Source organism: Luteimicrobium xylanilyticum, from assembly GCF_009429125.1.
In the GTDB taxonomy this organism is placed as follows: domain Bacteria; phylum Actinomycetota; class Actinomycetes; order Actinomycetales; family Cellulomonadaceae; genus Luteimicrobium; species Luteimicrobium xylanilyticum.
Genome location: NZ_CP045529.1, coordinates 3,862,942 through 3,880,211, shown reverse-complemented (window position 1 = coordinate 3,880,211; position 17,270 = coordinate 3,862,942). Strand labels below are relative to the sequence as shown.

Annotated in this window: 13 protein-coding genes; 12 read left to right on the top strand and 1 reads right to left on the bottom strand. The window is 71.4% G+C overall.

Translation table 11 applies throughout. The annotated features are described in order from the left end of the window. Positions 1-111: 111 nt before the first annotated feature. The 10 genes from KDY119_RS17275 to KDY119_RS17230 all read left to right on the top strand — a co-directional run bounded on the left by KDY119_RS17275 (position 112) and on the right by KDY119_RS17230 (position 13,430). Positions 112-1,146: a LacI family DNA-binding transcriptional regulator gene (locus KDY119_RS17275; RefSeq protein WP_227994415.1), complete on the top strand. Its 1,035-nt coding sequence runs from the start codon at positions 112-114 to the stop codon at positions 1,144-1,146. Positions 1,147-1,417: 271 nt separating this feature from the next. Beyond that, positions 1,418-2,758 (top strand): ABC transporter substrate-binding protein, encoded by a 1,341-nt coding sequence (locus tag KDY119_RS17270; protein ID WP_051136365.1) that lies wholly within the window; start codon positions 1,418-1,420, stop codon positions 2,756-2,758. Positions 2,759-2,889: 131 nt separating this feature from the next. Then, complete coding sequence (locus tag KDY119_RS17265) at positions 2,890-3,846, top strand: carbohydrate ABC transporter permease (protein ID WP_036947798.1); 957 nt, start codon at positions 2,890-2,892, stop codon at positions 3,844-3,846. Then, complete coding sequence (locus KDY119_RS17260; RefSeq protein ID WP_148284058.1) at positions 3,843-4,790, top strand: carbohydrate ABC transporter permease; 948 nt, start codon at positions 3,843-3,845, stop codon at positions 4,788-4,790. Before KDY119_RS17265 ends, KDY119_RS17260 begins: the two co-directional genes overlap by 4 nt. Further along, positions 4,787-7,384, top strand: a complete 2,598-nt coding sequence (locus KDY119_RS17255) for a glycoside hydrolase family 2 protein (RefSeq protein WP_051136364.1) — start codon at positions 4,787-4,789, stop codon at positions 7,382-7,384. The genes KDY119_RS17260 and KDY119_RS17255 overlap by 4 nt, the downstream gene beginning before the upstream one ends. Before the next feature lie 46 nt (positions 7,385-7,430). Further along, the gene (locus KDY119_RS17250; RefSeq protein WP_153022588.1) at positions 7,431-8,696 is read left to right on the top strand and encodes an AGE family epimerase/isomerase; all 1,266 of its coding nucleotides are present in this window, start codon (positions 7,431-7,433) and stop codon (positions 8,694-8,696) included. Positions 8,697-8,746: 50 nt separating this feature from the next. Next, positions 8,747-9,073: a TfoX/Sxy family protein gene (locus tag KDY119_RS17245; RefSeq protein WP_036947795.1), complete on the top strand. Its 327-nt coding sequence runs from the start codon at positions 8,747-8,749 to the stop codon at positions 9,071-9,073. Between the two features lie 40 nt (positions 9,074-9,113). Further along, a complete protein-coding gene (locus KDY119_RS17240) occupies positions 9,114-10,289 on the top strand; it encodes a DNA polymerase domain-containing protein (protein WP_036947792.1) in 1,176 nt (391 codons plus the stop codon). Beyond that, positions 10,289-11,155, top strand: a complete 867-nt coding sequence (locus KDY119_RS17235; RefSeq protein ID WP_036947788.1) for a class II glutamine amidotransferase — start codon at positions 10,289-10,291, stop codon at positions 11,153-11,155. The genes KDY119_RS17240 and KDY119_RS17235 overlap by 1 nt, the downstream gene beginning before the upstream one ends. A 70-nt stretch (positions 11,156-11,225) precedes the next feature. Beyond that, positions 11,226-13,430 (top strand): S9 family peptidase, encoded by a 2,205-nt coding sequence (locus KDY119_RS17230; protein ID WP_153022587.1) that lies wholly within the window; start codon positions 11,226-11,228, stop codon positions 13,428-13,430. A 175-nt stretch (positions 13,431-13,605) separates the two neighbouring features. Here the strand turns inward: KDY119_RS17230 and KDY119_RS17225 are convergent, their stop codons facing one another. Next, complete coding sequence (locus KDY119_RS17225) at positions 13,606-14,025, bottom strand: nitroreductase/quinone reductase family protein (protein WP_036947779.1); 420 nt, start codon at positions 14,023-14,025, stop codon at positions 13,606-13,608. Between the two features lie 109 nt (positions 14,026-14,134). Between KDY119_RS17225 and KDY119_RS18960 the strand changes: the two genes are divergently transcribed. Both KDY119_RS18960 and KDY119_RS17215 read left to right on the top strand, forming a co-directional pair. Next, the gene (locus KDY119_RS18960) at positions 14,135-14,824 is read left to right on the top strand and encodes a TetR/AcrR family transcriptional regulator (RefSeq protein WP_227994414.1); all 690 of its coding nucleotides are present in this window, start codon (positions 14,135-14,137) and stop codon (positions 14,822-14,824) included. A 102-nt stretch (positions 14,825-14,926) separates the two neighbouring features. After that, entirely contained in the window at positions 14,927-17,242 is a 2,316-nt protein-coding gene (locus KDY119_RS17215) for an MMPL family transporter (RefSeq protein WP_036947777.1), read from the top strand. Positions 17,243-17,270 lie beyond the last annotated feature (28 nt).

Here is a 17,270-nt window from a genome sequence, read left to right as displayed (position 1 = left end):
TCCCCTCGCGGGGCCGGGCTCCTGCGCGCTCCGAGCGGACGTCCGCTCGCCGCCGCGCCACCGATACCCTGACCGTGGTCGGGTTCGAGGCCCGGCGACGACGAGCGGAGAGTGAGCGACACGGTGGCCCGGATCACGATCGCGGACATCGCACGGCGGGCGGGCGTGTCGACGGGTGCGGTCTCGTACGCACTCAACAACAGGCCTGGCGTCTCGCGCGAGACGAGGGAGCGGATCCTCGCCGTCGCGTCGGAGCTGGGCTGGCAGCCGTCGTCGGCCGCGCGTTCGCTCTCGGGTGCCAAGACCGAGACCGTCGGTCTGGTGCTGGCCCGCGACCCGTCGACCCTAGGGGTCGAGTCGTTCTACATGCAGTTCATCGCGGGCATCGAGTCGGAGCTCGAGAAGCGGTCCTACGGGCTCTTGCTGCAGGTCGTCCCGACGCTCGAGGTCGAGCTCGCGACCTACCGCACCTGGCGCGCCGCGCGCCGGGTCGACGGCGTCGTGTGCGTCGACCCTCGCGTCGACGACCCGCGCGTCGCGCTCCTCGCGGAGCCGGACGCGCTGCCCGTGGTCGTCGTCGGCGACCCGACGCTCGCGAACGGCCTCATGAACGTGTGGACCGACGACGCCGCCGCCATCCGCCAGTCGGTCCGGTACCTGCACGCCGTGGGTCACCGGCGGATCGCGCGCGTCGCCGGTGTCGAAGGCTTCGGGCACACGCTCATCCGCGACGGCGCGTTCCGGGACGAGACCGAGCGCCTCGGCGTGGAGGGTGTCGTCGTCCGGACGGACTACACCCCCGACCAGGGGGCGGCAGCGACGCGCTCGCTGCTGACCGCGGGGGCAGACCGCCCGACGGCGTTCATCTACGACAACGACGTGATGGCGCTCGCCGGTCTGGGCGTGGCGAGCGAGCTCGGCGTCCGGGTGCCGGACGATCTGTCGATCATCGCGTGGGACGACTCGCCTCTCTGCGAGGCGACCTACCCGCGGCTGTCCGCGCTGAGCCACGACGTGACGCGCTACGGCGCGCACGTGGCACGCCGGCTCTTCGACGTGATCGACGGTCAGCCGAAGGCGAGCTTTCTCGACTCGACGCCGGTGCTCCGGCCGCGCGGCACCACAGCGCCCGTCCCCGCGAAGTAGGTCTCCGCGCGGGGTGCTTGGCGGAGGAGGGCAGCACGTGCCCTGCCGCGCCGGATCGTGATCCGACTGTGATCGACGGGGCTTGACTGTCTCCAACTTAAGCGCTTCACTAGTTCTCATGACAACGGTGACACGCGCGGCGCAGGGTAGCGCCGGGACACCCGTGGACGGGTGCGTTCTCGGATGATCGGGGTCACTTAATCGCTCTACCGCCGGCATCGCCGGCCGGTCGACGACGACACGTCAACGACGACAGGAAGCAGGACACGACATGACCACTCGACGGATCCTTGCGGCGGGCGTCACCGCCGCCGCGGTGGCGCTGACGCTCACCGCCTGTGTGGGCGGGGGCGGCGGCGCCTCCGGCGACGACAGCAGCAAGGGTGCTTCGGACGCCTTCAAGGGCGACGTGAAGGGCACCATCACGGTCCTCACGAACCGGACCGACCTGGTGAAGACGACGTTCGCCGACTATGCCAAGAAGTTCGAGGCGAAGTACCCCGGCACGACGGTGAAGTTCGAGGCGATCACCAACTACGAGGACGACGTCACGATCCGCCTGAACTCGCACAACTACGGTGACGTCCTCCTGGTGCCGAACAAGGTCACCAAGGACCAGCTCCCGCAGTTCTTCGAGCCGCTCGGCACCGTGGACGAGCTCGGCAAGACGTACCGCTTCATCAACGCCCAGGCGTACCAGGACAACGTGTACGCGCTGTCGACGTTCGGTACGGCCCAGGGGTACGTCCTCAACACGAAGGTCTGGAAGGAAGCGGGGATCACCGCCCCGCCGAAGACCACCGACGAGCTCCTCCAGGACCTCCAGGCGATCAAGGACAAGACGAAGATCGCGCCGTACTACACGAACTACGCGGACGGCTGGCCGCTGTCGAACTGGCAGAACAACGCCGGCGCGATCAACGGGCCGGACGCCACGAAGATCCGCGACGCCGACGACTCGCCGTGGGACTCGGGCAAGGAGCAGTACCAGATCGACGGCCTGCTGTACGACATCGTGCACGACAAGCTGTCCGAGGCCGACCCGACGACGACCAACTGGGAGGAGTCGAAGAACCTCCTCGGCACGGGCAAGATCGCGATGATGCAGCTCGGCTCCTGGGCCGCGCCGCAGATGCAGGACGCCGCCGTGAAGTCCGGTGCGTCGAAGGACGACATCGGCTTCTGGCCGATGCCGTTCCAGAAGGACGGCAAGTTCCAGTCGATCATCGGCACGGACTACACGGTCGGCATCAGCAAGTACTCGAAGAACAAGGCGACCGCGAAGGCGTGGCTCGACTGGTTCGAGAACGAGTCCGGCTTCGCGCAGCTCAACGGCGGTATCCCCGCGAACAAGGACGGGGCGATGCCCGACGTCCTCAAGCCCTTCCAGGACTTCGGCGTCGACCTCGTCGAGCTGAACCCGGCGCCCAAGGGCCAGGAGACGCTCGACACCGACATCCAGAACGCGTCGCAGATCGACCTCCAGGGGCCGAACTACCGCAAGAAGATGATCGACGTCGCGCGCGGCGCCGCGAAGGGCGACAAGGACTCGTTCTTCGCCGACCTCAACAAGCGCTGGGCGGCTGCCCGCGCCCAGGTCGGGACCAAGTGACGCGTTCCTAGCACCCCACGGCGTGCGCCCGGGTTCTCCCGGGCGCACGCCTCGGCCGCCGTGGAGGCGGCCCGTGATCGACCACCACGCGACGTCGGAGCCGACGTCGTCCGACCGAGAGGTCCCCACCCATGGCTGCACTCGAGGAGACGGTCGCCGCGCCTCGCGGCGCGGCCCCGCCCCGCCGTCGGCGGCGTCGCGGGAGCCACGACACGCTGTCCCGCCACGGCTGGCGGATCACCCCGTGGCTCTTCCTGCTCGTCCCGGTCGCGTTCCTTGTCACGTTCACCTACGTGCCCGTGTTCAACATGTTCGGCTACAGCTTCACGTCGTGGGACGGCCTCGACGCGAAGATGCCGTTCGTCGGGCTCGACAACTACGTCAAGCTCTTCACCGACCCGTCGCTGTTCCGCGTGTTCGTGGTGAGCCTCTTCTACCTGGTGGGCTCGGTCGTCCAGCTCGTGCTGGCGCTCTACTTCGCGACGATCCTGAGCTTCAAGACGCGCCTGCGGAACCTGTTCAAGGGGATCATCTTCTTCCCCTACCTGATCAACGGCGTCGCGATCAGCCTGATCTTCTTGTTCTTCTTCCGGCCGGGCGGGACGCTCGACTCGGTGCTCTCGATCGTGGGGATCCAAGACACGCCGCAGTGGCTCGGCAACCCCGACATCGCGAACTGGTCGCTGGCCGGCACGTCGGTCTGGCGATACCTGGGCCTGAACTTCGTGCTCTTCCTCGGAGCGATCCAGTCGGTGCCGTCCGAGCTGTACGAGGCCGCCGACCTCGACGGCGCCACGTCGTGGCACAAGTTCCGCTACATCATCGCCCCGAGCATCCGGCAGATCCTCGTGCTCACGATGATCCTCTCGGTCTCCGGGTCGCTGTCCGCGTTCGAGATCCCTTACATCATGACGGGCGGGGCGAACGGGACGATGACGTTCGTCATCCAGACCCTCAACACGGCCTTCAACTTCCGGCAGGTGGGCCTCGCGAGCGCGATGGCCGTCGTCCTGCTGCTGATCGTGCTCCTGGTGGCCTGGGTCCAGCGCACGGTCTTCCCCGAGCAGAAGAAGGAGGACCGCGCATGAGCGCCCCGACCCTCCCCGCCCGGCCGACGACGGCCCTCGCCCCGGCCGACGACGTCCACGTGACCGTGGCGGACCGCGCCCGCGGGGCCCTCGCCCGGTGGCAGCGGGCGAGCAGCCCCGTCGTCGGGCCGGCCGCCACGGTCCTCAAGTACCTGTCGCTGGTGGTGGCCTGCCTGTTCGCCGTCACGCCGATCCTGACGATCCTCATGGCGTCGTTCAAGACCGACCAGGAGTACCGGACGTCGGGGCCGCTGACCCCGCCGAAGAACTGGTTCAACCTCGACAACTTCGTCACCGCGTTCACCCAGGGCAACATGGTTCGCGGCTTCCTCAACACCTTGGTCATCCTGGTGATCTCGGTCGTGGGGAGCGTGATCATCGGCGCCATGACGGCCTATGCGCTCGACCGGTTCCAGTTCCGGGGCAAGTGGCTCGTCGCGTTCGGCTTCCTCGTCGCCACGTTCGTCCCGGGGGTGACGACGCAGGTCGCCACCTACCAGGTCGTCAACGCGTTCGGGCTCGTCGGGACGCGGTGGTCGGCGATCGTGCTCTTCATGGGCACGGACATCGTGTCGATCTACATCTTCCTGCAGTTCATGAAGTCGATCCCGCGTGCGCTCGACGAGGCCGCGATGCTCGACGGCGCGAACCGGCTGACGATCTTCACCCGTATCGTCTTCCCCCTGCTGAAGCCCGCGATCGCTACCGTCGTGATCATCAAGGGCATCGCGGTCTACAACGAGTTCTACATACCTTTTCTCTACATGCCGCAGCCGGACCTGCAGGTCATCTCGACGTCGCTCTTCGCGTTCAAGGGGCCTTTCGGTTCGCAGTGGGAGGTCATCTCCGCCGGGACGATCCTGGTGATCATCCCGACGCTGCTCGCCTTCCTCTTCCTGCAGCGGTTCATCTACAACGGCCTGACGTCTGGAGCGACCAAGTGACCCCCTCTTCGACCCCTTCCACGACGGCGATTCTCCGGCGCGAGCTTCACGACGGCTGGGCCGTCCGTGCCGTGGCGGGGCCCGTCGCGACCGAGGTCAGCGGTCGCTCGTTCCCCGCGACGGTTCCCGGCTCGGTCCACACGGACCTGCTGGCCGCCGGTGCGATCCCGGACCCGTACCTCGACGACAACGAGGCCCTGCTGCAGTGGATCGGGCAGTGCGACTGGGAGTACAGGACGACGTTCGACTGGGTGCCGGACGGCCGGACCGACCGGCACGAGCTCGTCTTCGACGGTCTCGACACCGTCGCGACGGTCGTGCTCAACGGCGCCGAGGTCGCGCGCACGGCGAACATGCACCGCACGTACCGCTTCGACGTCGCCGACCGTCTGCGACAGGGGGCCAACGAGCTCGTCGTGACGTTCGCGTCACCGGTCCGGTACGCGGACGCCCAGAGCCTGGCGCTCGGCTACCGGCCGCAGGTCAACCACCACCCGTTCAACGCGATCAGGAAGATGGCGTGCAGCTTCGGCTGGGACTGGGGCATCGACACCGCGTCGTCGGGCATCTGGCGTCCGGTCCGGCTCGAGTCGTGGCGGACGGCGCGGCTCGCCTCCGTGCGTCCCGTGTCGACGGTCAGCGCGGGGCCCGACGACTCCGCCGTCGGTGCGACGGGCCACCTGGACGTGCACGTCGCACTCGACCGGGCGACGACGGAGGCCGAGGTCGTCGTCACCGTGGCCGTCGGCGCCCCGGGCGACGCGACCACCGTGTCGGTGACGGTCCCCGCGGGGGCGAGCGACGTCGTCGTGCCCGTGGACGTGGCGGACGTGGACCTGTGGTGGCCGCGCGGGTACGGCGCGCAGCCCCTGTACGAGGTGACGGTGGAGGTGCGGCCCGAGGGTGGGATCGTGCTCGACCGTTGGACCGGGCGGGTCGGGTTCCGGACGGTGCGGCTCGACACGCTCCCGGACGAGCAGGGCACCTCGTTCACCTTCGTCGTGAACGACCAGCCGGTCTGGGTCAAGGGCGCCAACTGGATCCCCGACGACGCGTTCCCGCACCGGGTCACGCGTGACCGCTACGCGGCACGGATCGCGCAGGCCGAGGCTGCGAACGTCAACCTGCTGCGTGTGTGGGGCGGCGGCATCTACGAGGCCGACGACTTCTACGACCTGTGCGACGAGCGCGGCGTCCTCACGTGGCAGGACTTCCTGTTCGCGTGCGCGGCGTACTCCGAGGACGACCCGCTGCGGTCGGAGGTCGAGGCGGAGGCCCGTGACAACGTCACGCGGCTCATGGTGCACCCGAGCCTCGTGCTGTGGAACGGGTCCAACGAGAACGTCTGGGGTGTGCGCGTCTGGGGCTTCGAGAGGCGGCTCCAGGGCCGGTCGTGGGGGCTCGGGTACTACGAGGACCTGCTCCCGTCGGTGGTGGGCGAGCTCGACCCGGGGCGCCCGTACACGCCGTCGAGCCCGTGGTCCGGCGACCTGCCGATCGACATGGGCCTCGACCCCAACAGCCCCGACCACGGGTCGATGCACTCGTGGGAGCTGTGGAACCGGGAGGACTACCCGCACTACCGTGACGACGTGCCCCGGTTCATGGCGGAGTTCGGCTGGCAGGGGCCGCCCGCCTGGTCGACGCTCACGCGTGCGATCCACGACGACCCGCTGACCCCCGAGTCGCCCGGGATGCTGGTCCACCAGAAGGCGATGAGCGGGAACGACAAGCTCACCGACGGCCTCGTCGCGCACCTGCCCCTGCCCGACGACATGGGCGACTGGCACTGGGCCATGTCGCTCAACCAGGCCAACGCCGTGCAGCTCGCGGTCGAGCACCTGCGCTCGTGGGCGCCGCGGAACATGGGCTCGGTGGTCTGGCAGCTCAACGACTGCTGGCCGGTCACGTCCTGGGCCGCGGTCGACGGTGACGGGCACGCCAAGCCCCTGCTGCACGCGCTCGCGCACGCGCACGCCGACCGGCTGGTCACCGTGCAGCCGCGGGACGGCGGGCTCGCGGTCGTCGTCGTGAACGACACGGCCGAGCCGTGGCGTGGCGACGTCGTGGTGCAGCGGCTGACGTTCGACGGCGTCGAGGCGGACGCGACGAAGGTCGCGGTGGACGTCGCGGCCCGGGGGACGGCCACCGTGCCCGTGCCCGAGGCGGTCGCGACCCCGGGGGACGAGCGCGCCGAGCTGCTCGTCGCGACGCTCGGCGAGCAGCGCGGGCTGTGGTTCTTCGCGGAGGCGCGCGACTCGGCCCTCGAGGCGCCCCGGCTGCGTGCGCAGGCCGTCGGGGACGGCGACGGCTGGCGCGTCACCGTGACGGCGGACAACCTCGTGCGGGACGTTGCGCTCCTGGCCGATATCGTCGACCCGTCGCTCGAGGCGACGGATGCGTTGGTCACGCTCCTGCCGGGTGAGACCGTCACGTTCGACGTCCGGGTCCGTGACGCCGGTTTCGTCCCCGGTGCCGCGCTGCCGCGCACGGCGTCGCGCGGTCGCACGGCGGTCGCGATCGACCCGTCCGAGCTGACCGGGCCGCGTGTGCTGCGGTCCGCGAACGACCTCGTGGCCCGCTGGGTCCGCTAGGGTTTCGACAGCGTTGTCACACAACGAATCGTCAAGGAGTGCCCGCATGACCCGTTGGACCGACCTCCCCACGCACCGCGCGTGGCTCCAGCAGCACGCCGAGTCGCTGCTCGCGTTCGGCCGCCGGACGGCCGCGCCCGGTGGGGGAGCGTACTGGCTCGACGCGGTCGGCAGACCCGAGACGGCACGCGGCGTCCAGACCTGGATCACCGGGCGGACGGTGCACGTCTACTCGCTCGGGGCCCTGCTCGGGATCCCCGGGGCACGCGACGTCGCGCAGGGCGCGCTCGACGGCCTCGTCGGCCCCGACGCCCCCCTGCGCGACGTCGAGCACGGGGGCTGGTACGGCACCGTCCTGCCCGACGGCACCCACTCCGAGGGCAAGGAGGCGTACCAGCACGCGTTCGTCGTGCTCGCCGCGACCTCCGCGGTCCGGGCCGGGCTCGACGGCGCCCGCGAGCTCCTCGACGAGGCGACCGAGGTGTACCTCGAACGGTTCTGGGACGACGACGCGGGTCTCGCCGTCGACACCTGGGACACCGCGTTCACGACCCTCGACCCCTACCGCGGGGTCAACGCCAACATGCACTCCGTCGAAGCCATGCTCGCCGCCGCCGACGTCACGGGCGACCCCGCGTGGCTCCGCCGCGCCGCGCGGATCGCGGAGTTCGTCGTCGGGCAGGCGAAGGGTCACGAGTGGCGGATCCCCGAGCACTTCGGGCCCGACTGGGTCCCGGACCTCGAGCTCAACCGCGACCGTCCCGACGACCCGTTCAAGCCGTTCGGGGCGACCGTGGGGCACGGGCTCGAGTGGGCGCGCCTACTGCTTCACCTCGAGGCGGCGCTCGACGGGGTGGGGCTGTCCTCGCACGCGGACCTGCACCTGGCCGCCGTCGGGCTGTTCGACCGGGCCGTAGCCGACGGGTGGGACGCCGACGGCGCGCCCGGGTTCGTCTACACCACCGACTGGGAGGGCAAGCCCGTCGTGCGCCAGCGGATGCACTGGGTCGTCGCGGAGGGCGTCAACACGGCCGCCGCGCTCCAGGCGCGCGCGGTCCGCGCGGGCGACGAGGCGGCCGCCGACCGGTACGCCGGCCTGTACGCCCGGTGGTGGGACTACGCGGACCGGCACGTCCTCGACCACGAGCACGGGTCGTGGTTCCACGAGCTCGACCCCGCCAACCAGCCGGCCGGGACCGTCTGGCCCGGCAAGGCCGACCTCTACCACGCGTTCCAGTCGACCCTGGTGCCGCGGCTCCCGCTCGCGCCGTCGATGGCGACCGCCGTCGCGGAGGGCCTCCTGCGCCCCTGATCCCTCCGCTCGGCACGCGGCGTGTCGGTGGCGCGCACCATGATGGGTGCATGGCCTACGACCAGGTCCTCGCCCAGCGCGTCCGCGACCGGATCGGCGCGGACCTCGCGGTGACGGAGAAGCGCATGTTCGGCGGGCTCTCGTTCCTGTGGGACGGGCGCATCGCGGTCGCCGTCAGCGGCGACGGTCTGCTGCTCCGCGTCGGCCCCGACGACGTCGAGCTCGCCCTGACCGAGCCCGGCACTCGCCAGGCGGTCATGGGCGGGCGGGAGATGCGGGGCTGGATCGTCGTCGACGGCGACGTCCTCGACGACGACGCCCTCGAGACCTGGATCCGCACCGGGGTGGAGTCCGCAGCCCGCCTGCCGGGGGAGTGAGCGGTCGCCCTCGTCGGGGGCTGCCCGTACGGTCGAAACCATGGGCACCACGGAGGGCGCTGCCGTCGAGATCGAGGTCGCGGGGCGGGCCGTGCGCGTGTCCAGCCCGGACCGGGTGATCTTCGAGGCCACGGACAGCACCGCCGCCGTCACCAAGCTTGACGTCGCGCGCTACTACGCGGCCGTCGCGACGCTCGGCGGACGCCCGGGGGAGTCGCGCCCGGCCGCCGTCGCCGGGGGTGCGCCGTCGGACGTGGGCGGGCTGCTGCGCGCGCTGTGGCACCGCCCGACGACGTTGGAACGATGGCCGCGCGGCGTGCGCGAGGGCATGGTGCTGGCCACGCGTGAGGGAGCAGGGCGAGGGACGCGTGAGAGCCCGGACGCCTTCTACCAGAAGCGCGTTCCCTCGGGGGCACCGGGCTATGTCGAGACGGCGACCATCGCGTTCCCGTCGGGCCGCACCGCCGACGAGATCGCGCCCACCGAACCGGCGGTCCCCGTGTGGGCGGCGCACATGGGCACGATCGTGTTCCACCCGTGGCCGGTGCGCAGCGGGGACGTCGAGCACCCCGACGAGCTCCGCATCGACCTCGACCCGCAGCCCGGCACCGACTTCGCGGACGCGCGCCGGGTCGCGATGGTCGCGCGGGACCTCCTGGAAGAGGTGGGTGTCCGGGGCTTCCCCAAGACGTCCGGCAACCGGGGGATCCACGTGTTCGTGCGGATCGAGCCGCGCTGGACGTTCACGGACGTGCGGCACGCGGCGATCGCGTTCGGCCGCGAGCTGGGCCGCCGCACCGACGGCGTCACGACGGCGTGGTGGAAGGAGGAGCGCGGCGAGGCGATCTTCGTGGACTACAACCAGAACGCCCGCGACCGCACCATCGCGAGCGCGTACTCGATCCGCCCCAAGCCGGGTGCGCCCGTGTCGACGCCCGTCACGTGGGACGAGCTCGCCGAGCTCGACGACCCGCGGGCCTTCCACGTCGGCACGGTCCCGGCGCGCCTCGAGCCCGGTGGCGGCCCGCACGGCGACGGCGTCGACCCCTGGGCCGAGATCGACGACGTCGCGCACTCGCTCGACCCGCTCCTCGCCTGGTACGAGCGCGACGAGGAGGAGGGCCTCGGCGACCTGCCGTACCCGCCCGAGCACCCGAAGATGGCCGGCGAGCCGCGTCGTGTCCAGCCGAGCCGAGCGCGCAGGCCGGCCGACTGATGTGCCGGCTGTTCGCCCTGCACGCCGGGCCGCGAGCCGTCCCCGCGACCTTCTGGCTGCTCGACGCCCCCGACTCGCTCGCCGCCCAGTCCCGTCGCAACCCGGACGGCGCGGGGATCGGGGTCTTCGGGCCCGACGGCGTCGTGCGGGTCGACAAGCAGCCGCTCCCCGCGTACGAGGACCCGTCCTTCGCGACGGACGCCCGCGACGTCGAGGCGACCACCTTCGTCGCGCACGTCCGGTACGCGAGCACGGGCGCGCTGACGGTCGAGAACACGCACCCGTTCGTCCAGGACGGGCGGCTGTTCGCCCACAACGGTGTCGTGGGTGGCCTCGACACGCTCGACGCGCGGCTCCGGGACCTCGGCACGGACGGCCTGGTCCGCGGCGCGACCGACTCCGAGCGGGTGTTCGCGCTCGTCACCGCCGAGATCCGACGCGCGGGCGGTGACGTCGGGGCCGGGCTCACGGCGGCCGTCCGGTGGGTCGCGGCCGAGCTGCCCGTCTTCGCGCTCAACGTCATCCTCGCGACCGCCGACGAGCTGTGGGCGCTCCGGCTTCCGGCGACGCACGGCCTCTACGTCCTCGAACGACGTGGCGGCCAGCCCCTCGACGCGCGCAGCGCGCGCATCCACGCCCGGTCGCAGGCGCTCGCGGGGGAGCGCGCCGTCGTCGTCGCCTCCGAGCCGATGGACGGCGAGAGCGGGTGGCGCGAGCTGGACCCCGGCGAGCTCGTCCACGTCCGCGCGGACCTGGGCGTCGAGTCGTCGAGGCCGGCCCCGGCCGGCCTGGCGCACCCCCTCACCCTCGACGACGTGCGCGCGTCGGTCGGGGAGCGGGCGGCGTCGTCGCAGACGGCGGGGTGAGGCCCCGATCGCGGCCGGCCCCGGGGATTCTCGCTGACCGGGCGTGGGGGCGAACGCCTAGGGTGGGCCCGTGCCCGACGAGAACCAGCCCACCGTTCCTCGCGCCGCCAAGCGCCCGACGACGCGCTCCCACCACGGCGACGCGTTCGTCGACGACTACGATTGGCTGCGCGACAAGTCGAACCCCGACGTGATCGCGTACCTCGAGGCCGAGAACGCGTACACCCGGACGGCGACGGCGCACCTCGCCCCGCTGCGGTCGCGGCTCTTCGAGGAGATCAGGTCCCGGACGCAGGAGACGGACCTGTCGGTGCCGGTCCGCGAGGGCGGGTACTGGTACGTGACGCGCACCGTCGAGGGGAAGCAGTACCCCGTGCACGTCCGCGTGCCCGTCGCCGACGAGGACGGTGCCGACGACGGCTGGGCCCCGCCCGCCCTGCCTGCCGACGGCAGCGCGCTGCCCGGCGAGCAGCTCCTCCTCGACCAGAACGCCGAGGCCGAGGGCCACGAGTTCTTCTCGCTGGGCTCGTTCGACGTCACCGCCGACGGCACGCGCGCGCTCTACGCCGTCGACGTCGACGGTGACGAACGCTTCACGCTCCGCATCCGCGACCTCGCGACGGGCGAGAACCTCACCGACGAGATCCCTGGCACGTTCCCGGGTGCGTTCTTCTCGCCCGACGGCGAGCACCTCTTCTACACGACCGTCGACGACGCGTGGCGGCCCGACACCCTGTGGCGTCACCGCGTCGGCGCCCCCGTCGAGGACGACGTGAAGGTCTTCCACGAGCCCGACGAGCGGTTCTGGCTCGGTGCGGGGCTGACGCGGTCGAGGCGGTTCGTCGTCATCGAGATGGGATCGAAGATCACGTCCGAGGTGTGGTTGCTCCCCGCCGACGACGTCACGGGGGAGCCGCGCGTCGTCTGGCCGCGCCGGGAGGGCGTCGAGTACTCGGTCGAGCACCTGTGGCTGCAGGAGGCCTCGGGGGTGCGGTCGGACGCGCTGCTGGTCCTGCACAACGGCGGTTCGGGCGACGCGCCGGAGAACTTCGAGCTCGCGCTCTCGAAGGTCCCGACCGGGGACCCCCTCGGGCCGGAGCATGCGGTCACGGTCGTGCCGTCGTCGCAGGGGACGCGGCTGGAGGACGTGGACGCGTTCGACGGTCACGTCGTCCTCTCCTACCGGCGCGACGGCCTGGCGCGGGTCGGTGTGGTCACGCCGGGGGAAGCGCCCTGGGAGGTGCGGGAGATCCCCTTCGACCAGCCCCTCTTCACGGTCGGGACGGGCGCCAACCCCGAGTTCCGGCAGCCGGCGATCCGCCTCGCGTACGCGTCGTTCGTCGAGCCGGCGACGGTCTACGACTACGTCGTCGCGACCGGTGAGCTGCGCGAGCTCAAGCGCCAGCCCGTCCTCCCCGACCCGGACGGCCGCCCGTTCGACCCGGCCGAGTACGTGCAGCGCCGCGAGTGGGCCACCGCCGACGATGGCACGCAGGTCCCGGTCTCGCTCGTGTGGCGGCGGGACGCGCTGGGTCTGGACAACGCGGGGACGCGCGCGGAGCCCGCGCCGCTGCTGCTCTACGGGTACGGCTCGTACGAGACGAGCATCGACCCGTCGTTCTCCATCCCGCGCCTGTCGCTGCTGGACCGGGGCGTCGTGTTCGCCGTCGCGCACGTGCGCGGTGGAGGCGAGCTGGGTCGCCGCTGGTACGACGACGGCAAGGAGCTCACGAAGAGGAACACGTTCACGGACTTCGTCGCGGTCGCCCGGCACCTCGTCGGCGCGGGCTGGACGAGCCCGGAGCGCATGGTCGCCGACGGTCGCAGCGCGGGCGGGCTCCTCATGGGTGCGGTCGCGAACCTCGCGCCGGAGCTGTTCGCCGGGATCCACGCGGGCGTCCCGTTCGTGGACGCCCTGACGTCGATCCTCGATCCGTCGCTGCCGCTGACCGTCGTCGAGTGGGACGAGTGGGGCGACCCGCTCCACGACGCCGACGTGTACCGCTACATGAAGTCGTACACGCCGTACGAGAACGTGCGCGACGACGCCGACTACCCGCGGATCCTCGCGACGACGAGCCTCAACGACACGCGCGTCCTGTACGTCGAGCCGGCCAAGTGGACCGCCCGGCTGCGCGACGTCGGTGCGCCCGTCCTGCTCAAGACGGAGATGAGCGCGGGGCACGGCGGGGTGTCGGGGCGGTACGCCCGGTGGGAGGAGATCGCGTTCGAGGACGCGTGGATCCTCGACGTGCTGGGTCGCGCCGAGGTCTGACGCGCCCCGTTCGCGGTGTGGGCCTGGTGGCGGCGTGAGAGGTCGAGATCGGCATCGAAACGGCCTCGACGTTGCCGATCTTGACCTCTCGCGGGAGTCCCAGCGACTGACGTCACCGTCGACGCGCACAGCGTCACCCTCGGCGGATCCGGCGTCACAGTCGGCGAGCTCGGGGTCAGCGGCGGTCGAGGATCACCAGCGGGAGCTCGCGGCCCGCCTGCTTCTCGTGCTCGACGAAGAACGGGTACGCCTCGACGAGCCGTTCCCACAGCCCGTCCCGCTCGGTCCCGCCCGCGACCCGGGCGACGGCGTCGTACGCGTCGCCGGCGACCTCGACGTGCACGACGGGCTGGTCGACGAGGTTGTGGAACCACCCGGGCACCCGGGGTGACCCCGCGCCGGAAGCGACGACGAACCGCAGCCCGGTGGGGTCGTCGTCGACGACGAGCACGGGCGTGGTTCGCAGCTCGCCGGTGCGGCGGCCGCGCGTCGTGAGCAGGAGCAGCCGGTCGCGGTGCATGCCGTCGACCTCACCGCCGGCCCGGAACTGCTCGATGACGCGCCGGTTGGTCGTGAGCTGGTCGTCGTCGGTCATCGCTCCATCGTGCGCCGGGTCGGCGCCCGGCGCCGGGTGACCACGGTCACACTCGTTGCACTTCGTGCAGAGTTGCACTCTGTGCAAGATGAGGCGCATGCTGGGGCGCATGACCATGCTCGCCCCCGACGACGCCCGCCCGGCGCCGGACCTCCGCACCCGCAAGCGCGAGGCCACGCGGGAGGCGCTCGCGACCGCCGCGTTCGCGCTCGCGACCGAGCACGGCCTCGACGGCTTCACGATCGACGACGTCGCACGACGCGCCGACGTCTCCCGGCGCACCTTCTTCAACCACTTCGTCTCGAAGGAAGAGGCCGTCACCGCCGTCGTCCGGCTCCGGGTCGCGGGCCTCCTCGACGAGGTCGAACGGCGGATCGCCGCCAAGTCCGCCGATCCGCGGCCCGACGCCCGTCAGCACCGCGAGGTCGGCGAGGCGATCATGGCCGACGCCGTCCACACCCTGCTCGCCGCCGACTCGGTGGCGACCTTCCGGTCGCTGATCGCCCTCACGGAGGCGAGCCCCGAGCTCGTCCCCCACCTCGCGGGCATCGAGCACGAGGCGGGAGACCGCGTGGTCGAGCTCATGCGCGGGCAGGACGAGTCCGTCCCACCCGTGCACGCCGTCTACGCCTTCGCGATCCCGGGCGCCGTGATGGCGACGGTCGGCGCGGTCTACTCACGCCGGCTGCACGTGCGTGAGGTCGACGGCGACGCCCCCGGCGCCCTCGCGCTCGACGACGTCATCGCGGAGCTCGTGCACCTCATCCCCGCGGGCGACGACTGCACCGGCGCCACCTGACGTCGCGGCCCCGGCCGCCCGCCCGTCCCCTACGCACGACCTCGCCGCTCCACCCGCTCCGGCTCCGACGACGTAGCCACACCACCTCGATCGGAGTCCCCCGTGTCCACACTGCTGTACCGACTCGGCTCGCTCGCCTACCGGGCGCGCGGGCGAGTCCTCGCGATCTGGTTGGTCGTGCTCGTCGCCGTCGGCGCGCTGCTGGCGATCAACCCCCCGCAGACCTCCACCGAGTTCTCCATCCCCGGGACCGCCTCCCAGGAGGTCATGGACCACCTCGAGCAGGAGATCCCGTCGTCGTCGGGCACGAGCGTGTCCGTCGTGTTCGAGGCCCCTGACGGCCAGCGCGTCGACACGGCTGAGCGCACGGCCGCGATCGAGCAGGTCGTCAAGGACATCCACACCAGCGACTACGTGGTGAAGTCGCAGGCGTCCGACGACGGCACGAAGGTCCCGGCCGACATGCAGAAGGCGCTGGCCCCCGCGGGCGACGTCACCATGCAGCCGCTCATGACGGGCAAGGGAGACGACGCGACCGCCGTCGACGGCGTGACGGTGTCCACGAACGGGCGCGTCGCGATGCTGCAGTTCCAGCTCACCGACAGCCCGATGTCCCTGCCCGACGGCGCGACGGACGCGATCGTCGCGTCCGCCGACAAGGCCGAGGACGCCGGCCTGACGGTCCTGCCGAGCTCCGACCTCACGCAGACGATCGAGGCCCCGATGGGCCCGCGCGAGATCGTCGGCCTGGTGATCGCCGCGATCGTCCTGCTCATCACGCTCGGCTCGCTGCGCCTCGCCGGCATGCCGCTGCTCACCGCGATCGTCGGCGTCGGCGTCGGCGTGGGCTCCGCGTACGCGCTGTCGTCGGTGATCGACATGACCTCGATGACGCCGATCCTCGCCCTGATGATCGGGCTGGCGGTCGGCATCGACTACGCCCTGTTCATCACCAACCGCGCCAGGCGGCTGATCCTCGACAAGGGGCTCGCCGCGCACGAGGCCGTAGGCCGCGCCGTCGGGACCGCCGGGTCGGCCGTGTTCTTCGCGGGCCTGACCGTCGTCGTCTCCCTCTCGGGCCTGTCGATCATCGGCATCAGCTTCCTCACGACCATGGCGCTCGTCGCGGCGGGCACCGTGATCATCGCCGTCCTCGTCGCCCTGACCCTGCTCCCGGCGCTGCTCGGCTTCGTCGGGGAGCGGCTCGTCACGCCCAAGCAGCGCGAGAAGAACGCCGCCAAGGCCGCCGCGCACCCCGACGGCGCGACGCACGGCCCCGCGACCCGTTGGGCCCAGGGCATCGCCAAGCGTCCCGCGTGGGTGACCGTCGGCGTCGTGGTCCTGCTCGGTGCGCTCGCCGTGCCGTTCACGAAGATGGACCTCAACCTGCCGTCGTCGGGCACCGCGAACACCGGGACCGTCGAGCGGCAGTCCTACGACGCCGTCACCGCCGGGTTCGGCGAGGGCTTCAACGGGCCCCTCCTCGTCGTCGCGAGCGGCGACCAGGCGCTCGGCGCCAAGGGCATCACCTCGGTCAAGGACGCGCTCGCGGACGTCGACCACGTGACCGCCGTCATCCCCGGCGCCGTGTCGCAGGACGGCCGCACGGCGACGTTCACCGTCGTGCCCGACGCCGGCCCCACGGACCAGGGCACCATCGACCTGGTGCACGCCCTGCGAGCTCCGGGAGTGGCCAGCGCCGCCGGAGCAGACCTCGGGGTCACCGGCGTGACCGCCATGAACATCGACATGTCCAAGGTCCTCTCCGACGCGCTCATCCCGTACGTCGCGATCATCGTCGTGATCTCGCTGGTGATCCTGCTGCTGGTGTTCCGCTCGATCTACGTGCCGGTCACCGCGACCCTCGGGTTCGTCCTCACGATCGGTGCGTCGCTGGGCGCCACGACCGCCCTGTTCCAGTGGGGCTGGCTCAAGAACCTCTTCGGCTTCGACACACCCGGGCCGATCCTGAGCTTCCTGCCGATCATCGTCACGGGCATCCTCTACGGGCTCGCGATGGACTACCAGATGTTCCTCGTGTCTTCGATGCGCGAGTCGCACGTCCACGGGCACCCGGGCGTCAAGGGCGTGATCGACGGGTTCCGCGGGGCGGCGCGCGTCGTCGTCGCGGCGGCGATCATCATGATCTCCGTGTTCTCGGGCTTCATCTTCGGTGACGACACGATGATCAAGCAGATCGGCTTCGCCCTGGCGTTCGGCATCCTGATCGACGCGTTCGTCGTCCGGATGACGCTCATCCCGGCCGTCATGGCGCTGGCCGGCGAGAAGGCCTGGTGGCTGCCGAAGTGGCTCGACAAGATCCTGCCGAACCTGGACGTCGAGGGCGACAAGCTCGTCAAGCGGCTCGAGGAGCGCGACGCTCGCCGGGACCGTGAGCCGGTGGGCGCGTCCGCCTGACGCCCCTCCCGCCGAAGTAGTACGGCCG